General features: G+C 42.3%; 17 protein-coding genes. 11 read left to right on the top strand and 6 right to left on the bottom strand.

Annotation, left to right across the window (positions count from 1 at the left end; all coding sequences use genetic code 11):
• Positions 1 to 13: 13 nt before the first annotated feature.
• Both M1E86_RS17805 and M1E86_RS17810 read left to right on the top strand, forming a co-directional pair.
• Positions 14 to 2,884: a valine--tRNA ligase gene (locus M1E86_RS17805; protein WP_213913416.1), complete on the top strand. Its 2,871-nt coding sequence runs from the start codon at positions 14 to 16 to the stop codon at positions 2,882 to 2,884.
• A 158-nt stretch (positions 2,885 to 3,042) separates the two neighbouring features.
• Positions 3,043 to 3,537, top strand: a complete 495-nt coding sequence (locus tag M1E86_RS17810) for a GNAT family N-acetyltransferase (RefSeq protein ID WP_125890630.1) — start codon at positions 3,043 to 3,045, stop codon at positions 3,535 to 3,537.
• Between the two features lie 51 nt (positions 3,538 to 3,588).
• Here the strand turns inward: M1E86_RS17810 and M1E86_RS17815 are convergent, their stop codons facing one another.
• The 3 genes from M1E86_RS17815 to M1E86_RS17825 all read right to left on the bottom strand — a co-directional run bounded on the left by M1E86_RS17815 (position 3,589) and on the right by M1E86_RS17825 (position 4,828).
• Positions 3,589 to 3,990 (bottom strand): MerR family transcriptional regulator, encoded by a 402-nt coding sequence (locus tag M1E86_RS17815; protein WP_426099192.1) that lies wholly within the window; start codon positions 3,988 to 3,990, stop codon positions 3,589 to 3,591.
• Between the two features lie 164 nt (positions 3,991 to 4,154).
• Positions 4,155 to 4,508: a helix-turn-helix domain-containing protein gene (locus M1E86_RS17820; protein WP_213913347.1), complete on the bottom strand. Its 354-nt coding sequence runs from the start codon at positions 4,506 to 4,508 to the stop codon at positions 4,155 to 4,157.
• A gap of 29 nt (positions 4,509 to 4,537) precedes the next feature.
• Complete coding sequence (locus M1E86_RS17825) at positions 4,538 to 4,828, bottom strand: DUF1471 domain-containing protein (protein ID WP_213913348.1); 291 nt, start codon at positions 4,826 to 4,828, stop codon at positions 4,538 to 4,540.
• A 296-nt stretch (positions 4,829 to 5,124) separates the two neighbouring features.
• Here M1E86_RS17825 and M1E86_RS17830 point away from each other — a divergent pair, with 296 nt between their 5' ends.
• The 6 genes from M1E86_RS17830 to M1E86_RS17855 all read left to right on the top strand — a co-directional run bounded on the left by M1E86_RS17830 (position 5,125) and on the right by M1E86_RS17855 (position 13,246).
• Positions 5,125 to 6,309 carry an efflux RND transporter periplasmic adaptor subunit gene (locus tag M1E86_RS17830; protein ID WP_213913349.1) on the top strand — a complete coding sequence of 395 codons (1,185 nt, stop codon included), beginning with the start codon at positions 5,125 to 5,127 and terminating at the stop codon, positions 6,307 to 6,309.
• Positions 6,309 to 9,449, top strand: coding sequence for an efflux RND transporter permease subunit (locus M1E86_RS17835; protein WP_213913418.1), 3,141 nt, complete (start codon positions 6,309 to 6,311; stop codon positions 9,447 to 9,449). The genes M1E86_RS17830 and M1E86_RS17835 overlap by 1 nt, the downstream gene beginning before the upstream one ends.
• Positions 9,450 to 9,651: 202 nt before the next feature.
• Positions 9,652 to 12,150, top strand: coding sequence for a heavy metal translocating P-type ATPase (locus tag M1E86_RS17840; protein ID WP_213913350.1), 2,499 nt, complete (start codon positions 9,652 to 9,654; stop codon positions 12,148 to 12,150).
• Positions 12,151 to 12,213: 63 nt separating this feature from the next.
• Positions 12,214 to 12,483 (top strand): glutaredoxin family protein, encoded by a 270-nt coding sequence (locus M1E86_RS17845; protein WP_213913351.1) that lies wholly within the window; start codon positions 12,214 to 12,216, stop codon positions 12,481 to 12,483.
• 43 nt (positions 12,484 to 12,526) lie between these two features.
• Entirely contained in the window at positions 12,527 to 12,988 is a 462-nt protein-coding gene (gene cueR / locus M1E86_RS17850; protein ID WP_213913352.1) for a Cu(I)-responsive transcriptional regulator, read from the top strand.
• Positions 12,989 to 13,048: 60 nt separating this feature from the next.
• Entirely contained in the window at positions 13,049 to 13,246 is a 198-nt protein-coding gene (locus M1E86_RS17855) for a heavy-metal-associated domain-containing protein (RefSeq protein WP_213913353.1), read from the top strand.
• Positions 13,247 to 13,376: 130 nt separating this feature from the next.
• Here M1E86_RS17855 and rraB read toward each other — a convergent pair whose 3' ends face one another.
• Complete coding sequence (rraB, locus tag M1E86_RS17860) at positions 13,377 to 13,790, bottom strand: ribonuclease E inhibitor RraB (RefSeq protein ID WP_125890640.1); 414 nt, start codon at positions 13,788 to 13,790, stop codon at positions 13,377 to 13,379.
• Positions 13,791 to 13,959: 169 nt separating this feature from the next.
• Here rraB and argF point away from each other — a divergent pair, with 169 nt between their 5' ends.
• Complete coding sequence (gene argF, locus M1E86_RS17865) at positions 13,960 to 14,985, top strand: ornithine carbamoyltransferase (protein ID WP_213913354.1); 1,026 nt, start codon at positions 13,960 to 13,962, stop codon at positions 14,983 to 14,985.
• Between the two features lie 48 nt (positions 14,986 to 15,033).
• On the opposite strand, the gene phnX is transcribed toward argF, so the two are convergent.
• Complete coding sequence (gene phnX / locus M1E86_RS17870; protein WP_213913355.1) at positions 15,034 to 15,843, bottom strand: phosphonoacetaldehyde hydrolase; 810 nt, start codon at positions 15,841 to 15,843, stop codon at positions 15,034 to 15,036.
• Between the two features lie 9 nt (positions 15,844 to 15,852).
• Entirely contained in the window at positions 15,853 to 16,956 is a 1,104-nt protein-coding gene (gene phnW, locus M1E86_RS17875) for a 2-aminoethylphosphonate--pyruvate transaminase (protein WP_213913356.1), read from the bottom strand.
• Between the two features lie 138 nt (positions 16,957 to 17,094).
• Here phnW and phnR point away from each other — a divergent pair, with 138 nt between their 5' ends.
• Both phnR and phnS read left to right on the top strand, forming a co-directional pair.
• Positions 17,095 to 17,814, top strand: coding sequence for a phosphonate utilization transcriptional regulator PhnR (phnR, locus tag M1E86_RS17880; RefSeq protein WP_125890644.1), 720 nt, complete (start codon positions 17,095 to 17,097; stop codon positions 17,812 to 17,814).
• A gap of 127 nt (positions 17,815 to 17,941) precedes the next feature.
• A complete protein-coding gene (gene phnS, locus M1E86_RS17885; RefSeq protein WP_213913357.1) occupies positions 17,942 to 18,955 on the top strand; it encodes a 2-aminoethylphosphonate ABC transporter substrate-binding protein in 1,014 nt (337 codons plus the stop codon).
• The last annotated feature ends 2 nt before the right edge of the window (positions 18,956 to 18,957 follow it).

Here is an 18,957-nt window from a genome sequence, read left to right on the forward strand (position 1 = left end):
ACCAGATAGCCCAATGAATGAGCCTTCGCTCGATAAAACGTATAACCCCGCTGAAATTGAGCAGTCTCTGTATGCTCACTGGGAGAAAAGCGGTTATTTTAAACCTAATGGGGATACCACCCAAGACAGCTTCTGCGTCGTCATTCCCCCCCCGAATGTCACCGGCAGCCTGCATATGGGGCACGCCTTCCAGCAAACTATCATGGACACCATGATCCGCTACCAACGTATGCAAGGTAAAAATACCTTATGGCAAACGGGAACAGACCATGCGGGTATCGCAACTCAGATGGTTGTAGAGCGTAAAATCGCAGCAGAAGAAGGTAAAAACCGTCACGACTACGGCCGCGACGCGTTCATTGATAAAATCTGGGAATGGAAAGCAGAATCTGGCGGTACCATTTCACAACAAATGCGTCGTTTAGGCGACTCAGTTGATTGGGAACGCGAACGCTTCACCATGGATGAAGGCTTATCTAAAGCGGTTAAAGAAGCATTCGTTCGCCTTTACAAAGAAAATCTAATTTATCGTGGCAAACGCCTCGTTAACTGGGATCCAAAACTGCACACGGCAATTTCTGACTTAGAAGTTGAAAACCGTGAAGTTAAAGGGTCTATGTGGCACCTGCGTTATCCACTGGCTGACGGCGCAAAAACCGCTGAAGGCAAAGACTATTTAGTGGTCGCGACCACCCGTCCTGAAACCATGTTAGGGGACACCGGTGTTGCCGTTAACCCAGAAGATCCACGCTATAAAGATTTAATTGGCAAAGAAATTATTCTGCCAATTATCAATCGCCGTATTCCAATTGTGGGTGACGAACACGCCGACATGGAAAAAGGCACCGGTTGTGTGAAAATCACCCCTGCTCATGACTTTAATGACTACGAAGTCGGTAAACGCCATCAGTTAACCATGATTAACATGATGGACTTAGACGGTAACGTCCGTAATGAAGCAGAAATTTTTGATACTAACGGTAACCCATCGACTGCATATAGCAGTGAAATCCCAGAAGCTTACCGTGGTATGGAACGTTTTGCTGCACGTAAAGCTATCGTGGCAGAATTCGAACAACTCGGCCTGCTGGTTGAAGTTAAACCGCATGACTTAACTGTGCCTTACGGTGACCGTGGCGGCGTAGTTATTGAGCCAATGCTGACTGACCAATGGTATGTACGTACCGAACCATTAGCGCGTGATGCGATCAAAGCCGTAGAAGACGGCCGTATTCAGTTCGTTCCACGTCAATATGAAAACATGTATTTCTCTTGGATGCGTGATATTCAAGACTGGTGTATTTCTCGCCAACTATGGTGGGGTCATCGCATCCCTGCATGGTATGACGAAAAAGGTAACGTTTATGTGGGCCGCGATGAAGACGAAGTTCGTCGTGAAAACAACTTAAGTGCAGATGTTGCGCTGCGCCAAGATGATGACGTACTGGATACGTGGTTCTCTTCTGGCCTGTGGACATTCTCTACTTTAGGCTGGCCAGAAAATACCGATGCACTGAAAACTTTCCATCCAACGGATGTATTAGTCAGTGGCTTCGATATTATTTTCTTCTGGATCGCCCGTATGATCATGATGACCATGCATTTCATCAAAGATGAAAACGGCGAGCCACAAGTGCCATTTAAAACCGTCTACATGACAGGCCTGATCCGTGATGAAGAAGGCCAAAAAATGTCGAAATCCAAAGGGAACGTTATCGATCCACTGGATATGATTGACGGTATTTCTCTGGAAGACTTACTCGAAAAACGTACTGGCAACATGATGCAGCCACAACTGGCTGAGAAAATCGCTAAACGTACCCGTAAAGAGTATCCAGAAGGAATTGAAGCCCACGGTACTGACGCCCTGCGCTTTACTTTAGCAGCACTCGCATCAACAGGCCGTGATATCAACTGGGATATGAAACGTCTGTCAGGCTACCGTAACTTCTGTAATAAGTTATGGAACGCAAGCCGCTTTGTATTAATGAATACCGAAGGACAAGATTGCGGCCAAAACGGTGGCGAAATGAGCTTCTCATTGGCTGACCGCTGGATCATGGCGCAATTTAATCAGACCGTGAAAACTTACCGTGAAGCGTTAGATACTCACCGTTATGATATCGCAGCAGGTATTTTATATGATTTCACATGGAATGAATTCTGTGACTGGTACTTAGAGCTATCTAAGCCCGCGGTTCATAAAGGTAACGAAGCGCAAGTCCGTGCAGCACGTTTCACGCTGATTGAAGTGCTAGAAGGTTTACTGCGTCTCGCTCACCCAATCATTCCATTTATCACTGAAACCATCTGGCAGCGAGTGAAAGTGGTTAAAGGCATTGATGCCGATACCATTATGTTGCAAGCGTTCCCTGAGTTCGATATGGCTAAAGTGGATGAACTTGCGCTGAGCGACCTTGAGTGGATCAAAGAGGCCATTATTGCCGTTCGTAATATTCGTGCGGAAATGAATATTTCTCCGGGTAAACCACTGGATGTGATGCTGCGTGGTGCTTCTGCTGATGCGAAACGTCGTATCGAAGAAAACCAAAGCTTTATCAAGTCGATGGCGCGTTTAGAAAGCATCCGCGTGCTGGCTGAAGGCGAAGAAGCGCCGGTTTCTGTCACCAAACTGGTTGGCGGTGCTGAGCTGCTGATCCCAATGGCAGGCTTAGTGGATAAAGATGCGGAACTGGCTCGTTTAGATAAAGAGCTGGAAAAAGTGGTTAAAGAGATTGAAACCATTGAAAGCAAGCTCGCTAACGAAGGTTTTGTGAGCCGTGCGCCTGCTGCCGTTGTTGAAAAAGAGCGTGAACGCTTAACTGCCAATATTGAAGCAAAAGCGAAAATTGAAGCACAAAAAGTGACCATCGCCTCTTTATAATTATTCATTAGCTAATCATTTTTAAGCCCTTATCGATTCGTTGATAAGGGCTTTTTATTCGAGTATCATCAAACGACTGCGTTCGCAGTTCTCAGATTGAAGTTCCCTTCTGGTTCTCTCTACACTGAGTTGTACACAATAATAATCAAGAGTTTCACATGACAACACAAAACTACAAAATTCGTCTTATCGAACAAAAAGATAACGCAGGTATTGCCGCAGTGATCCGCGAAGTTTCCGCTGAGCATGGCTTAACCGCAGACAAAGGATTTGCCGTTGCAGACCCTATTTTAGATACCTTATTTGACGTTTATAGCAAACCGCGCAGTGCTTACTGGGTGGTGGAAATGGATGGTGAAATTGTTGGCGGTGGCGGTATTTCGCAAGTTGCAGGTGGTGATAGCCAAACCGCTGAGCTACAAAAAATGTACCTGTCTTCTGTACTCAGAGGCAAAGGCCTAGCTAAGCAAATCGTACTGATGTCCCTCGAGTTTGCTAAAGCTCATGGCTACACCCGCTGCTATTTAGAGACAACCAAAGAGCTCCAAGCGGCCATTAAGCTGTATGAAAAATTAGGTTTTGAATTTATTGATGAGCCATTAGGGAATACCGGCCATAGCGACTGCGAAATTCGGATGTTGAAAGCCTTATAGCCATATACTTATAAGGGTAGCCTTCCTCGCTATCCTTATAAATCGACCATATTAAAATTTTTCTGATAATAGATTTTTTATGATCCCACATTTATGACGCGGGTCTATTTCATCGCTATGGTCTTGCAAAATAATGAGTTCTCGCTCTAAAATTACTAATTTTTTTATGTTTTTTTGAACATTAATTAAATGAGTTTTAATTACTGCTTCAACTAATTGGCAATCATCACTATTATTATCAACTAAGTCTAATAATTTCTTTATTTCTCGATGTGACATATTAAGGCTACGACAATTTTTTATAAACCTTAGTCGTTTAATATGATTGTCACTATAGCTTCTATAATTATTATCATTTCTATTAGGTGGCGTCATTAGCCCCTCTTTTTCATAGAAACGGAGAGTTTCTCTTGGAATATTAAAAAGCTTTGATATTTCGCCTATTTTCATCATTTACTACCTAAAAAGCACAGATAATCTCAAGTTTTAAATAATGGTAAACCTTACCATCATTGCAAGGTCAAGAAATAGTTATCCCTTATTTATGTGACTTAGCCTAGAATCAGTCAACCGAGTGACTAATTCTATGACTATTTTAGTAAACTGCATTCATTAAATTATGCATAATACCTTACTATCTTTTCTCTCCTATATTTCGCTGGTGTTATTTTTAATTTTTTCTTAAATGCGCGGGTCAGTTCTTGTTGGCTATCAAAGCCATATCTAAAAGCAATATCAATAATTTTATCATCAGTTCCTTTCAAATCTTCAGATACTTTTAATAATCGACTGTTCAACAAATACTGCCCTAAACTAACACCAATCGTATCTTTAAAAACACGCTGAAAATACCACTTCGAATAACCCGCACGACTAGAGATTTCTTCGATTTGAAGTGGTTTATCAACATTCATTTTTATCCACAAAATAATATCTTGTATTACATACTCTCTAATAGTGTGATGACTCATCGCTTTCATCCTTAATAAAACGATTGGTTTTATTGATAAAATATTACATGGCCTCGAAGTTGCGTTTCACCGCTTGCTCCAATTATTTTATAACGACTGGCACCTAATTCTTTGGCCTTTTTCTTAGCTTGCATTTCGATTGAAGATAAACTCGCATCCCCAACCAAAGCAATTGAATCCAATATTTTTTTATTTTCCCCTTCAGAGAAAGGACTTTCAACTCCTGTGTTTTCAGCCAATGGAGAATCAACCTTATTGCTTGACGCTAAAGCTTGGTAGCTCATTAAACTTAAAACTAACAGCATAGTCATGTTTTTCATTGTTACCCCTTATTTAATTATGTATTTAACTTGATAATAATTATTAAAAACCTTAAAGCAGATACAAGGTCAATAGTTTATTTCAACTTTACACATTACAATTCAATTTAATAAAAAAAAGACATTCAACCATTAATTATCCAAATATTAATATTATCTAAATTTTAATCTTTCACCGTGTTCTTATTTCACTAAATATGTTGACCTTACAACTACTGTAACCTTTACCCTGCAAAAACATTTTTTATTAAAAATTTAAGCTAACAATTAAATCAATTAATTAGGTAAGGTTTATTATGAAAATGATAATTGGAATATACGCCACACTTATTGTGGCTATGAATATAAGTGGCCTAGCCATCGCACAAGACACAAATAGTGATAATCAACCAGAAACCGCTAGTTCCACAATGCTTCCAAAAGTACCGGTAGCAGAAGTTGTTCAACGTGAAATTATTCCATCTTCTGAATTTACGGGTTATTTAGCATCCCCCAAAATTGTTGATTTGCGCCCTCGCGTTGGTGGGCGCATTAATTCGGTGGAAATTCCAGAAGGCCAATTAGTTAAAAAAGGTGATTTGCTCTTTAAAATCGATCCTCACCCCTTTCAAATCGCGCTACTCGAGGCTGAAGGAAAGCTAAGCCAAGCAGAGGCTTTAGCTGCACAAGCGAATAGAAATTATCAACGTTTAAAGGGGTTGGTCAACAAAGGGGCGGTTTCCCGTAAGGATTATGACGATGCCCTTTCTCTGCTCACCGCAAATAATGCACAAGTGAGATCCAGCAAAGCCGCAGTGGAATTTGCAAAATTAAATTTATCTTATACCCAAATTAGTTCCCCGATTACAGGACGGGTTGATAGAGCATTTATTACTGAAGGCAACTTAGTCACAGGGGGTGATACAAATGAGGCTACCCCTTTAACCACTATTGTGTCTATTGACCCAATATATGCTTATTTTGATATTGATGAAGCCACTTTTCATAAGCTCACGAATTTACAATCATCAACGGTAAACAATCGTGATCCCGCTTTACCTCCCGTGGTCATACAGTTGCCAAATGAAAAAAGTACACCATATACTGGCCATCTTAATTTTATTGGTAACCAAGTTGAACGAACGACTGGCACTGTAAAAGTTAGAGCGGTTATTGCAAATAAAGATGGCAAGTTGGTACCCGGTGCTTTTATTCGTGCACAGCTTCCTATTGGAGAAAAAACACCTTCTATTTTAATTGATGACCAAGCCATTGGGTCTAATCAAGGACAAAACTATGTTCTCGTTCTTGATAAAAATAATAAAGCCGAATATCGCCCCGTAGAATTAGGCTCCATGGTTGATGGTCTCAGGGTCATTCATCACGGTTTATCTGCTGGTGAGAAAATTATTATTAAGGGCCTTGTTAGACCCGGTATGGAAGTCATGCCTGATTATAATAGCGGGCCAATCACGGCAAATGAAGTTGAGGAGAAACAATGATGAAGTTTCCCCACTTCTTTATACAGCGTCCTATTTTCGCTATGGTTTTATCAATATTTATATTGATAGCAGGGATATTAAGCTTTTATAAACTTCCACTCAGCGAATATCCATCGGTGACACCACCGACAGTTCAGGTTATTGCGAGTTACCCTGGAGCAACGCCAAAAGTGATTGCTGATACAGTCGCTTCTCCTATCGAACAAGCCGTAAATGGTGTCGAAGGTATGCTCTATATGAGTTCGCAAATGTCTACTGATGGCAAGATGGTTCTCACTATTTCCTTTAGACAAGATGTTGACCCTGATATTGCTCAAATCCAAGTACAAAATTTGGTATCGCGGGTGATCCCTCGTTTACCTCAAGAAGTGCAGCAAATAGGCGTGACTACCGAGAAGACTTCACCTGATGTACTCATGGTCGTTCATATGTACTCACCAAATAATGTCTACGACCCCCTATTTGTTTCTAACTATACATTGCTTAATGTACGTGATGAGATAGCAAGATTACCCGGTATAGCCAGCGCATTAGTATGGGGAGAGGGTGAATATGCAATGCGCGCATGGATTGACCCAACCAAAATAGCTTCATTGGGGCTCACTGCAAATGATGTCGTTACTGCGATTCAAGAACAAAATATTCAAGTTGCTACAGGCTCTATCGGGCAGCAACCAAACGTAATGTCCTCCTTTCAAGTCAGTATAAATGCACTTGGGAGGCTAACAACCGAGGAACAATTCGGCAATATTATTGTTCACTCAGGAAAAGATGGCCAAGCGACGTATTTAAAAGATGTCGCCAGACTAGAGTTAGGGGCCGATAATTATTCACTACGTAGCTTATTGAATGGACAAAATGCCGTTGGGTTGCAAATTGTCATGAGCCCAGGAGCGAATGCATTAGATGTTGCCGAATCCGTTAGAGAAACCATGGCGCGCTTGCAAACTCATTTCATCGATGGGATTGATTATAAAATCGCCTATGATCCGACTGTATTTGTTAGTGCATCTTTGAAGTCTGTTGCCATTACTCTACTTGAAGCTACTATACTCGTCGTTCTTGTTGTTGTTTTATTCTTACAAAGCTGGCGAGCCTCGATTATTCCCTTGGTTGCTGTACCTGTCTCGTTAATCGGTACATTCGCCTTTATGTACCTATTTGGTTTTTCTCTCAATACTCTATCTCTATTTGGTTTAGTTATCTCAATAGGGATCGTGGTAGATGACGCAATTGTCGTTGTTGAAAATGTTGAAAGGCATATCGCGAATGGCCTAGCCCCAAAAGAAGCCGCATTTAAAGCGATGGACGAGGTGACAGGCCCCATTCTCGCTATAACCTCGGTTCTAGCCGCTGTGTTTATCCCCACCGCCTTTTTATCTGGATTACAAGGTGAGTTTTATCGCCAGTTTTCATTAACCATCGTTATTTCAACGATTATTTCAGCTATCAACTCACTGACATTATCTCCCGCTCTGAGTGCGATTTTACTCAAACCACATGAGGGTAGCGCTAAATTAGACTGGCTGACACGTGCTATCAATGTAATATTTAGCCGTTTCTTCGCCAAGTTTAATATATTTTTCAATGCATTATCTAACAGGTATGTTCAAATCGTACGCCGTTGTATTCGCGGAAGCTTAATTATATTAGTGCTATATCTGGGCTTTGTTGGATTAACGGCGGTAGGCTTCAAAGCCGTACCGAATGGCTTTGTCCCCGCACAAGATAAATATTATTTGATTGGTGTTGCTCAACTCCCCCCAGGTTCTTCTCTCGATAGAACAGAAGCTGTTGTAAAAGAAATGTCACGCCTTGCCTTAATGGAACCTGGGGTTGAGAATGTAGTCGCTTTTCCGGGGCTCTCTGTAAATGGGCCGGTGAATTTACCTAACTCCGCCCTTATGTTTGCCATGCTCAAACCGTTTGATGAGCGCGATGATCCCTCTTTGTCTGCAGATGCAATAGCTGAACGATTAATGGGAAAATTCAGCCAAATACCTGACGGATTTGTTGGTATATTCCCCCCACCTCCCGTACCTGGGCTCGGCTCAATGGGCGGTTTTAAGGTACAAATTGAAGATAGAGCTGACCTAGGCTTTGAAGCATTAGCTCAAGTTCAAGAACAGGTGCTTATGAAGGCGATGCAATCACCAGAGCTAACAGGAATGATGGCAAGTTTTCAGACGAACTCCCCACAAATAGATGTCGATATTGATCGTGAAAAAGCCAAGTCTCAAGGTGTCCCATTGACTGATATTTTTGATGCTTTACAAATTAATTTGGGTTCTCTCTACGTCAATGATTTCAACCGTTTTGGCCGAACTTACCGTGTAATTGTCCAAGCGGATGCACCATTTAGAACGGATCCCAACGATATTGAACTGATCAAGGTTCGTAATAAACACGGCGAAATGATCCCCTTAAGTACTTTAGTCACGATAACTCGTACAAATGGCCCTGATCGCGTGATCCACTATAATGGTTATCCTTCCGTTGATATCACTGGAAACGCTGCACCGGGCTACACCTCTGGTCAAGCAACTGATGCAATGGAAAAAATCTTACGTGAAACATTACCTGAAGGGATGAGTTTTGAATGGACTGATTTAACCTATCAAGAACAATTGGCAGGTAACTCAGCACTTTATATTTTCCCATTGGCGGTATTATTTGCCTTCTTAATATTAGCTGCTCAATATAACAGTTGGTCGTTACCATTCTCAGTATTATTAATCGCACCAATGGCGCTACTTTCTGCAATTACAGGAGTTTGGTTACTCGGTGGAGATAATAATATTTTCACGCAGATCGCTTTCATTGTCTTAGTCGGCCTTGCCGCGAAAAATGCGATTTTGATTGTTGAATTTGCAATCGCGCAAGAGAAACAAGAGAAGAGCCCACTAACCGCTGTCTTAGAAGCTTCACACTTAAGGCTACGCCCTATATTAATGACCTCTTTCGCTTTCATCGCTGGCGTTATTCCTCTCGTATTAGCGACGGGAGCTGGCTCAGAAATGCGACAAGCGGTAGGAATTGCGGTTTTCTTTGGGATGCTAGGTGTCACCTTCTTCGGCTTATTACTCACCCCTGTCTTTTATATGGCAATACGGCGATTCACATCCAAAAAATCGCTCTAAAACAAATTTAATTCAATCTCGCCACTCACTAAACACGGATAGTTTAGTGAGTGTCTTAATCCACAAAAATAAAATGGCTTATAAAATAATGAGATAAAAAATATTATTTTCAATATCGATAATAATAAAAAAAACACTTGACCTTACCCTTAAGGTAAACCTTAGGCTTTGTCCAATAAAGAAATCCAAGAGGGTAAAATCCATGACAACAAATATACCTAACACCTCCGCCAACAGGCTGAGTTTGCCAGTAGAAGGCATGACTTGTGCATCCTGTGTCGGTCGTGTTGAAAAAGCATTAAAAGCTGTCGTAAATATTGATACTGCGGTCGTGAACTTAGCAACAGAACGTGCAGACATTACTTTTAAAGGTCATGTTGACCCTGATTCTGCAGTTCGAGCAATCGAGAGTTCAGGTTATAAAGTTCGTGAAGAAACAACCGAATTGGCGATTGAAGAGATGACTTGTGCGTCTTGTGTCGGCCGCGTTGAAAAAGCATTATCACAAATACCTGGAGTGCTTGAGGCAAATGTTAACTTAGCCACTGAGCGCGCCCGTATTCGCCATTTATCTGGAGCCGTGACTATCGAGGATCTAGAAGCGGCGATAGTTCAAGCAGGCTATAAGCCTCGCCGGTTGTCAGACACCACGACCGATGCAAATGAGCAAGCCAATGAGCGTCGTGAAAATGAAGAACGTTCACTGCGTCGCGCTTTATTCACTGCTGCAATTTTTACATTACCTGTATTTATAATCGAAATGGGTTCACATTTCATTCCAGGGATCCACCACTGGGTATCTGAAAACCTTGGACAGCAACTCAATTGGTATATCCAATTTGTATTAGCCACCATCGTTCTATTCGGCCCAGGTTTACGTTTCTTCCAAAAAGGTGTTCCTGCGCTATTACGTGCAGCTCCAGACATGAACTCACTTGTTGCTGTAGGTACTGCGGCAGCTTATGGGTATTCTGTCGTCGCAACGTTTATGCCGCAGGTCCTCCCGGCTGGCACGGCAAATGTGTACTTTGAAGCCGCGGTCGTTATCGTGACCTTAATTCTACTGGGTCGTACATTAGAAGCTCGCGCAAAAGGAAAAACATCTCAAGCAATTAAACGTCTTGTTGGGTTACAAGCTAAAACAGCCCGAGTGGAACGTGACGGAAAAATGCTTGAGATCCCACTGGATCAAGTCATCGCCAATGATATTGTTTTCGTGCGTCCCGGTGAGAAAATTCCTGTCGATGGCGAAGTCATTGAAGGGACTTCCTATGTCGATGAGAGCATGATCACGGGAGAACCAATCCCTGTATCCAAAGACATTGGTTCTGAAGTTGTTGGCGGCACAATAAATAAAACGGGTGCATTTAGTTTCCGAGTAACGAAAACAGGCTCGAATACCGTATTAGCGCAAATTATTCGTTTAGTTGAAGAAGCACAAGGGTCAAAATTACCTATCCAAGCGTTAGTGGATAAGGTCACTATGTGGTTTGTTCCTGCTGTTATGGCGGGGGCAGTGATCACATTCTTCATTTGGCTCATTTTTGGCCCAGATCCCGCGCTGACTTTTGCCCTGATTAACGCTGTCGCCGTACTAATCATCGCATGTCCATGTGCAATGGGCCTTGCAACACCGACATCCATCATGGTCGGAACTGGGCGTGCGGCTGAATTAGGCGTGCTATTTCGCAAAGGAGAAGCATTGCAAGCGCTACGTGATGTCACTGTTGTCGCGCTTGATAAAACAGGCACATTGACGAAAGGCCGTCCAGAACTGACTGACTTGATCCCAGCCGATGGCTTTGAATATGATGAAGTTTTATCCTTAGTTGCCGCGATTGAAACACGCTCTGAGCACCCTATTGCAGAAGCGATTGTGAACGCAGCCAATGAGAAAGGTTTGCCATTAGCGGCTATTGAAAAGTTTGAAGCCATCCCTGGATTTGGTATTTCAGCAAAAGTGGGGAGTCATGCGGTTTCTGTCGGTGCCGACCGCTTTATGAAACAACTTGGTTTGGATGTCAGTCACTTCCAGCAATCGGCGCAACGCCTAGGAGAACAAGGGAAAAGTCCCCTGTACGCAGCTATTGATGGACGTTTAGCGGCAATCATCGCTGTGGCGGATCCAATAAAAGAAACAACCCCAGAAGCAATTAACGCGCTACACGCTTTAGGCCTGAAAGTTGCGATGATTACTGGTGATAACGCAGCGACTGCCGCTGCTATCGCTAAACAACTTGGCATCGATGAAGTTGCGGCCGAAGTATTACCTGATGGCAAAGTTGCAGCACTAAAACAGTTCCGAATCAATGGCAATAAGGTCGCATTTGTGGGTGATGGTATTAATGATGCCCCTGCACTTGCCGAAGCTGATGTGGGGTTAGCAATTGGTACAGGAACCGATGTTGCTATCGAAGCGGCCGATGTTGTACTGATGTCTGGAGACCTGCGCGGTGTTGTTGACGCAATTGCATTAAGTCAGGCAACTATCCGTAACATAAAACAGAACCTATTTTGGGCATTTGCTTACAATGCACTGTTGATCCCTGTTGCTGCGGGTCTGCTCTACCCAATTAACGGTACTTTGCTTTCTCCTATTCTAGCAGCGGCGGCAATGGCACTTTCCAGCGTCTTCGTATTAGGTAACGCTTTACGCCTAAAACGCTTTCAAGCACCCATGAAAAATAGCCTCTCTCAATAAATAACTCGATAGCCAGGCTCTTCGGAGTCTGGCGTCAATTTCTAGAACTGTAAGGTGGCCACTATGACGTTCCCATCAAAGCCCAGTATTCTGATTTACACCACGCCAACTTGCCCTGACTGCAAATTACTCAAAGAATGGCTGGTTAAAGAACAATTTCCTTTTGAAGAAAGAGACCTGACTGATCCACAAATCATGGCTGAAGCCAAAGCGAGGACGGGTGTGCGTGTGGCTCCGATTACCCTCATTGGCGAACATATTTTTTACGGTACTTTCTCATCGCAAAAATTGAACATTATGGAAGTGCTTAAATTACCTGAAGGGAAAAGCTAGGTATTTTATTTCTAAAATATAAAACTGTTGAGGAGGTAACATTATGAATATTGGTCAAGCAGCTAAGCTTTCTGGTATCTCAGCAAAAATGATCCGCTATTATGAACAAACAGGTTTGATCCCCAAAGCCAACCGCACTAACTCTGGGTATCGCTTTTACAGCCAATCTGATGTCGATAGCCTGAATCTGATCCGCCGAGCCCGAGCGCTCAGCTTTTCAACCGAACAGATTTCAGTTTTACTGTGCTTATGGCGCAATAGAGAACGTGCCAGTGCCGATGTTAAAAATATGGCACTTACTCATTTATCTGAATTAAAAAGAAAAATTAATGAACTACAAGGTATCGCAAATACACTCGAAGTACTTGCAAAGCATTGCCATGGTAATAGTGAACCTCAATGCCCGATTATTGAAAATTTAGTTAATCCCGCTGAGCACCGTGAGCCCCAAGCCCGTCAAAAAGGGCAAATCGGTCATTTGTTCACATATTCAGTGAAAAATTAATTGACCTTCCAATAGGGTAAAGCTTTATATTTATCAAAACGTTAATGATAGGAGTTAAAAATGATTAATCTGACAATACCTAAAATGGCTTGTGGTGGCTGCGCTAAGTCAATCACAAAAATTATATTGGATATTGATGCTAATGCACTGGTAGAAACTGACACTTCAACCAAAAAAGTGCAAATTACCAGCAATATGGAGGAAAGTATTTTCCGTACCGCGCTCAGTGCGGCAGAATACCCAGCAGATCCGGCGTAATAAATCGTTTATTTAGGAAGCTTTACACATCTAGCTTCATTTATTTAAGCGTCTTATAAAATGCCTGCTTTTGTTCATTATTCAAAAGCAGGCAACTAAAAAGCTTACATTACCGTTTTAGCTTATCAAACTAGTGGACGCGATCTTCAGGGCCGATATCGTCACCGTCTTCATCGTCATACTCTGCATCTGGGTCTTCAAAATATGTGCCCCAACCATCATAGTTGATGCCCATTTTCTCAGCCAGTTTCATTAATTGCTCAACCTGTGCGTCAATCAGCTCTGCATTTAATGCACTTTCACTGATCACATCACAGCACATCAGGGTTTCACCCGTTTCAATTTCGAGTTCTTCCGCATCCGTGACTTCGTAGCCGAGTTTAAAAGCTTCAACCGCCGCTTTTTCTAACAGCGCAAAGTTGTCCGCAGAGAAATGATGCTCAATTGCATACAATGCATCAGGATCGCTGCCATCTTCCAGTAATTCCTCGATAATCAAGCGAGTTTCTTCGTACTGCGCATCGAGTTCAGCTTTATCTACCATATCCACACCCCTTTTGTTTCTTTGTCGCTCATCTTTCTTTGTGCCATTCTCCCATACGGTTGACAGTGAAACCATATATTTAAAGATAATTTCTTTTACATTGGGGGTTGATTTTGAATTTTTATGAATATAAATTGAATATTAATTCAAAACAAAAAGGCTGCCAATTATGAATCCCCTATATAATAAACCTTTTCTAAGGTTACTTGATTTTAGTTCTAGCGAAATTCATTCACTTTTAAAACTCTCTTCTTGGTTAAAATCAGAAAAAAAAGCGGGCACAGAACAGCCCCTACTTTCAGGTAAAAACTTTGCGCTTATTTTTGAAAAAGATTCAACACGGACACGCTGTGCATTTGAAGTTGGCGCATTTGACCAAGGGGCTAGAGTCACGTATTTAGGGCCTTCCGGCAGCCAAATCGGTCATAAAGAAACCATGAAAGATACCGCTCGAGTCTTGGGCAGGATGTATGACGGCATTCAATACCGTGGATTCGCCCAAAACACAGTAGAACTCTTAGCCGCGCACTCGGGAGTGCCTGTATGGAATGGACTAACTAACGAATTCCATCCCACACAGTTATTAGCCGACCTGCTGACCATCCAAGAACACCAACCAAATACGCCATTCTCAGACATTAAATTTGCCTATTTAGGTGATGCGCGTAACAACATGGGTAATTCGATGCTAGAAGCCGCTGCACTCACAGGTTTAGATTTACGCCTTGTTGCGCCAAAAAGTTGCTGGCCAGATGAAGACTTAGTGAAAACTTGCCAAGCACTGGCTCAAAAAACGGGGGCTAAAATCACACTCACGGAAGATGTCGCCGAAGGCGTTAAAGATGCCGATTTTCTCTATACCGACGTGTGGGTATCGATGGGCGAAGCCAAAGAAGTATGGGCACAGCGCATTAATTTATTGAAGCCATATCAAGTAAATATGGATGTAATTAAACTCACTGGCAACCCGAATGTGAAGTTCCTACATTGCTTACCTGCATTTCATAATGAAGACACCACGTTAGGTGCGCAATTAGCTAAAGAATTCAATATGTTTGGCGGCTTAGAAGTTACGGAAGAAGTCTTTGAATCCCCGTATAGCATTGTGTTTGACCAAGCAGAAAACCGCTTACACACTATCAAAGCGGTGATGGTAGCGACATTAGCGCCAGAACTTCCTATTAATATTTTTTAATATTTATCTCCCCTCAACTTAATCAAATGCGTTGAGGGGAACCTATCATTATGGACGTTCACCTTTTGCCAAACGCTCATTGATACAATCAATAACTGATGGTAAATCAGCCAAAGTATCAATCACATAATGAGCACCCGCAGCATACAATTTCTCTGCAGCTTGCTGTTTCAATAAATTCACCGCATCAATCGACATCCCTTGATATTCTTCCCATGTTTTACCGAATTCATTACCCGAAACCGATAACCCGATACTCCACATTCCTGCATTGCGCCCTTCTTCAATGCCGGGAACAGCATCATCCACTTTGATACAGGCGAATACGGAACCAACACCCAGTTCAATGACGTTCTGTAATGCCATCCAAGGTCCCGGGCGACCACCAGCAAGTAGGTCATCACTCGCGACCCAATAGTCGGATTGGTAGCCCAACGCCTTTGCTGCTGGCACTAATTTTTCCATCACGGCACGAGGGTAACCCGAACAAGAACCAATCTTAATATTTTGGCTGCGTAATGTATCGATTGTGTCGACAACGCCAGCGATTGGTGCTGCAAAATCGACAACCTTCGCAATTTGCAATGGCATAAAGGCCGCATAGATTTTATCAATGTCTTCACTGTTCATTGAGCGACCAAATTTTGCTGTCCACAACCTATCGACTTCTGGTAATTTTCCTAATGCTTCAATATGTTGCCATTTACCCAATCCCATAGGAATACGTGCTTGAGCCAATGTAATGTCCACATCAAACACAGATTTAAATGCTTCGATGAAAATCTGAGTAGGTGCAAAAGAGCCAAAATCTACAGTGGTTCCTGCCCAATCAAGAATAACGGCTTCAATACGGTTCATTTCTTTTCCTTATATTTCCCAGTAAATGGCTTTTTCTATTGCTAACAACAATGCATCGATGTCTTTTTCATAAACCTCACCAATGTTTCCAATACGAAAACAGTCGCTTTGCGAGACCTTACCCGGATAAATAACAAAGCCTTGTGATTTTAAATTTTGATAAAATTTCTTAAATTGGTAATCAGGTGAATTTGGTGAATAAAATGCAGTGATAATCGGCGAATGGAGGCTATCTTCTAACAATGTGGTAAAACCTAATTCACGCATACCAGACACCAACTTATGTTGATTTCGCTGATAACGTTGAAACCGAGCAGCAACCCCGCCTTCTTGCATGAGCTCCTTAAGTGCTTGAGCAAACGCTAATACAGTATGAGTTGGTGAAGTAAATCGCCATTTACCGTTGAAATCTTCCATACAACGCCACTGCGCGTACAAATCTAACGATAACGAACGGGATTGCCCTTTACAGTATTCAAGTGCCTCAGTACGAGCGATAACAAAAGCAAACCCCGGAACTCCTTGAATACATTTATTTGCTGAACTAATTAAAAAATCAATGTTAAGCTCAGCAATATCCATGGGGATCCCACCAAAACTACTCATTGCATCCACGATATAGCGTTTTTGATACTGCTTCGCTAATTTCGCAACTTTCTCTATTGGGTTTAAAATTCCTGTCGTCGTTTCACAATGCACCATCGCAATATGCGTGATCTGGTTATCTTGTTGTAATATCTGCTCAATCTGCTGTAGATCAGGCAGTGACACTTCACCACAATCATAAATACAATGGGAAATACCTAAACCTTCAGCCATTTGCGCCATTCGAGCCCCATAGGCACCATTACTGATAATAAAAATTTTCTCCTTAGCGCCAATCGCGCTACCTAAAACAGCTTCAACCGCATAACTCCCACTTCCCTGCAGTAACACCGACGAATACCCCTTTTTGTCGGTTGCCAATGTGACTAACTGTTGGCGGATGTTTTGGACAACGCCTAAATTATAATCATCATCCCATGTGCAGCTATCAAACAGCATAGCGTCCTTTACCGTTTTAGACGTTGTGAGCGGCCCCGGCGTTAATAGCAAATAATGGTTGTTTGTCATTCGATTCACCTTTGGTCTATACCAGATTACCATTATAATGGTCGCAGGCTGCCCAAAAGGTCAAAGGAAAAGTGCGCGTGAAACAAAAAATTCATATAACTATGTATAATATGGTGGAAACAATGATAGGAAATAACCATGAAATTATCAGCGGATGAGACCCCACAATACCTGCTTATCAAAGCCCAATTACAAGGAAGAATTCAAAATGGTGAGCTAAAATGTGGTGATAAACTCCCTTCAGAACGCGAACTTTGTGCTATTTTTAATACAACACGCATCACTATTCGTGAAAGTTTGGCACAGTTAGAGTCCAGTGGGGTAATTTACCGCTCTGAGCGCCGCGGTTGGTTTGTCACACCTGAGCGCCTTTGGTTAGACCCAACCCAAAATACTAATTTTCATAAACTTTGCCTCGAACAAGGTCGCCAACCGAAGACAGTTTTACTGGATGGAAAAGTTATTACCGTTCCTCTCGAAGCTATGGAGCCGTTAAAACTTCAATCATTTGAACAAATTTATTTACTCACCCGCCTACGTTTTGCTGATGACAGACCCGTTTGTTACTGTGAGAACCATTGTTTACCTGCTCGCGTTCCTGAACTGCTACGACACGACCTCAACGGCAGCCTAACGGAGGTATACGAAACCCATTTCAATTTAATTTATACCAGTATGCACTTGTCTTTCTATCCCACTGCAATGCCAGCTCAAGCCGCGCAAGCACTGGGGGTTACTGTTGGTCGTCCAGCCCTATTATTACAGCGTTTAAACTATGACCAACATGGGCGAATTTTAGATTATGATGTTGAGTATTGGCGCCATGATAGCTTGCGCATCGAAGTCGATACGTTGTAATTTTTTCTGCTTATAAAAAATAATTTTAGCTATTTAGCTGTATTTCATCTTTTTGTCATATAAACCCGTTAGCGTAAAAAGCATCTGGTATATACCAGAATGCATTTTACCTTAACAGGAGAACACGATGAAACGCACCTATTTAGCAGGCCTATTAATGGCAGCCTTTTGCTCTACCTCTGTTTTTGCCGCTGATGTTGTCACTGTTTACTCCGCTGATGGACTACACGATGGCAATAATAGTTGGTATAAAAATCAGTTCGAGGCATTCACCAAGCAAACAGGTATCAAAGTACAGTATGTTGAAAGTGGTTCAGGGGCGATCGTTGAAAGGCTCTCTAAAGAGCGCACCAATCCACAAGCGGATGTACTCATCACCGTTCCGCCATTTATCCAACGTGCAGCAAAAAACCAACTATTAGCTGAATTTACCCCCGAAACTGCGGCTAATATTCCTAATTCAAACCACTATTACACACCATTGGTCAATAACTACCTGACCTTTATCTATAATGCCAAACTGCTTAAATCCCCACCTGAAAACTGGAACGCCCTACTCGATCCTCGCTTTAAAAATAAACTGCAATATTCAACCCCAGGACAAGCTGGAGACGGTACTGCAGTGATGCTACAAGCTTTCCACAGTTTTAATAGCAAAGATGCAGGGTTTGATTACCTCGGTAAATTGCAAGCAAATAACGTTGGCCCATCGGCTTCCACCGGTAAGCTCACTGCACTGGTCAATAAAGGGGAACTTTATGTCGCGAATGGCGACTTACAAATGAATTTATCTCAAATGGCACGTAACCCTAATGTCCAAATTTTTTGGCCGAAAGATGCCAACGGGGAGCGTAGTGCGCTGGTTTTACCCTATGTTATCGGCCTAGTTAACAATGCTCCCGAAACAGAAAACGGTAAAAAACTGATTAATTTCCTTTTGGATAAACCATCACAAAGCCGTGTTAGTGAGCTTTCATGGGGTATGCCTGTTCGTTCCGATGTCACACCATCCGATAAACAGTATCACACTGCTCTTCAGAAGTTAGAAGGCGTGAAAACTTGGCAACCTAATTGGGATGAAGTTGAAGTTTCCCTATCCGATGATATTTCACGTTGGCAGAAAGTCACTGACGGTGAGTAACT

It is taken from the genome of Providencia sp. PROV200 (genome assembly GCF_049901995.1).
Lineage (GTDB): Bacteria > Pseudomonadota > Gammaproteobacteria > Enterobacterales > Enterobacteriaceae > Providencia > Providencia rettgeri_E.

What these genes read in the sequence shown, in the direction of transcription:
- M1E86_RS17835 (WP_213913418.1), top strand. Translation starts at nt 6,309, where the DNA reads ATGAAGTTTCCCCACTTCTTTATACAGCGTCCTATTTTCGCTATGGTT.
- M1E86_RS17855 (WP_213913353.1), top strand. Translation starts at nt 13,049, where the DNA reads ATGATTAATCTGACAATACCTAAAATGGCTTGTGGTGGCTGCGCTAAG.
- phnX (WP_213913355.1), bottom strand. Translation starts at nt 15,843, where the DNA reads ATGAACCGTATTGAAGCCGTTATTCTTGATTGGGCAGGAACCACTGTA.
- M1E86_RS17825 (WP_213913348.1), bottom strand. Translation starts at nt 4,828, where the DNA reads ATGAAAAACATGACTATGCTGTTAGTTTTAAGTTTAATGAGCTACCAA.
- cueR (WP_213913352.1), top strand. Translation starts at nt 12,527, where the DNA reads ATGAATATTGGTCAAGCAGCTAAGCTTTCTGGTATCTCAGCAAAAATG.
- phnS (WP_213913357.1), top strand. Translation starts at nt 17,942, where the DNA reads ATGAAACGCACCTATTTAGCAGGCCTATTAATGGCAGCCTTTTGCTCT.
- M1E86_RS17820 (WP_213913347.1), bottom strand. Translation starts at nt 4,508, where the DNA reads ATGAGTCATCACACTATTAGAGAGTATGTAATACAAGATATTATTTTG.
- M1E86_RS17810 (WP_125890630.1), top strand. Translation starts at nt 3,043, where the DNA reads ATGACAACACAAAACTACAAAATTCGTCTTATCGAACAAAAAGATAAC.
- rraB (WP_125890640.1), bottom strand. Translation starts at nt 13,790, where the DNA reads ATGGTAGATAAAGCTGAACTCGATGCGCAGTACGAAGAAACTCGCTTG.
- M1E86_RS17840 (WP_213913350.1), top strand. Translation starts at nt 9,652, where the DNA reads ATGACAACAAATATACCTAACACCTCCGCCAACAGGCTGAGTTTGCCA.
- M1E86_RS17845 (WP_213913351.1), top strand. Translation starts at nt 12,214, where the DNA reads ATGACGTTCCCATCAAAGCCCAGTATTCTGATTTACACCACGCCAACT.
- phnR (WP_125890644.1), top strand. Translation starts at nt 17,095, where the DNA reads ATGAAATTATCAGCGGATGAGACCCCACAATACCTGCTTATCAAAGCC.
- M1E86_RS17805 (WP_213913416.1), top strand. Translation starts at nt 14, where the DNA reads ATGAATGAGCCTTCGCTCGATAAAACGTATAACCCCGCTGAAATTGAG.
- argF (WP_213913354.1), top strand. Translation starts at nt 13,960, where the DNA reads ATGAATCCCCTATATAATAAACCTTTTCTAAGGTTACTTGATTTTAGT.
- M1E86_RS17830 (WP_213913349.1), top strand. Translation starts at nt 5,125, where the DNA reads ATGAAAATGATAATTGGAATATACGCCACACTTATTGTGGCTATGAAT.
- phnW (WP_213913356.1), bottom strand. Translation starts at nt 16,956, where the DNA reads ATGACAAACAACCATTATTTGCTATTAACGCCGGGGCCGCTCACAACG.
- M1E86_RS17815 (WP_426099192.1), bottom strand. Translation starts at nt 3,990, where the DNA reads ATGATGAAAATAGGCGAAATATCAAAGCTTTTTAATATTCCAAGAGAA.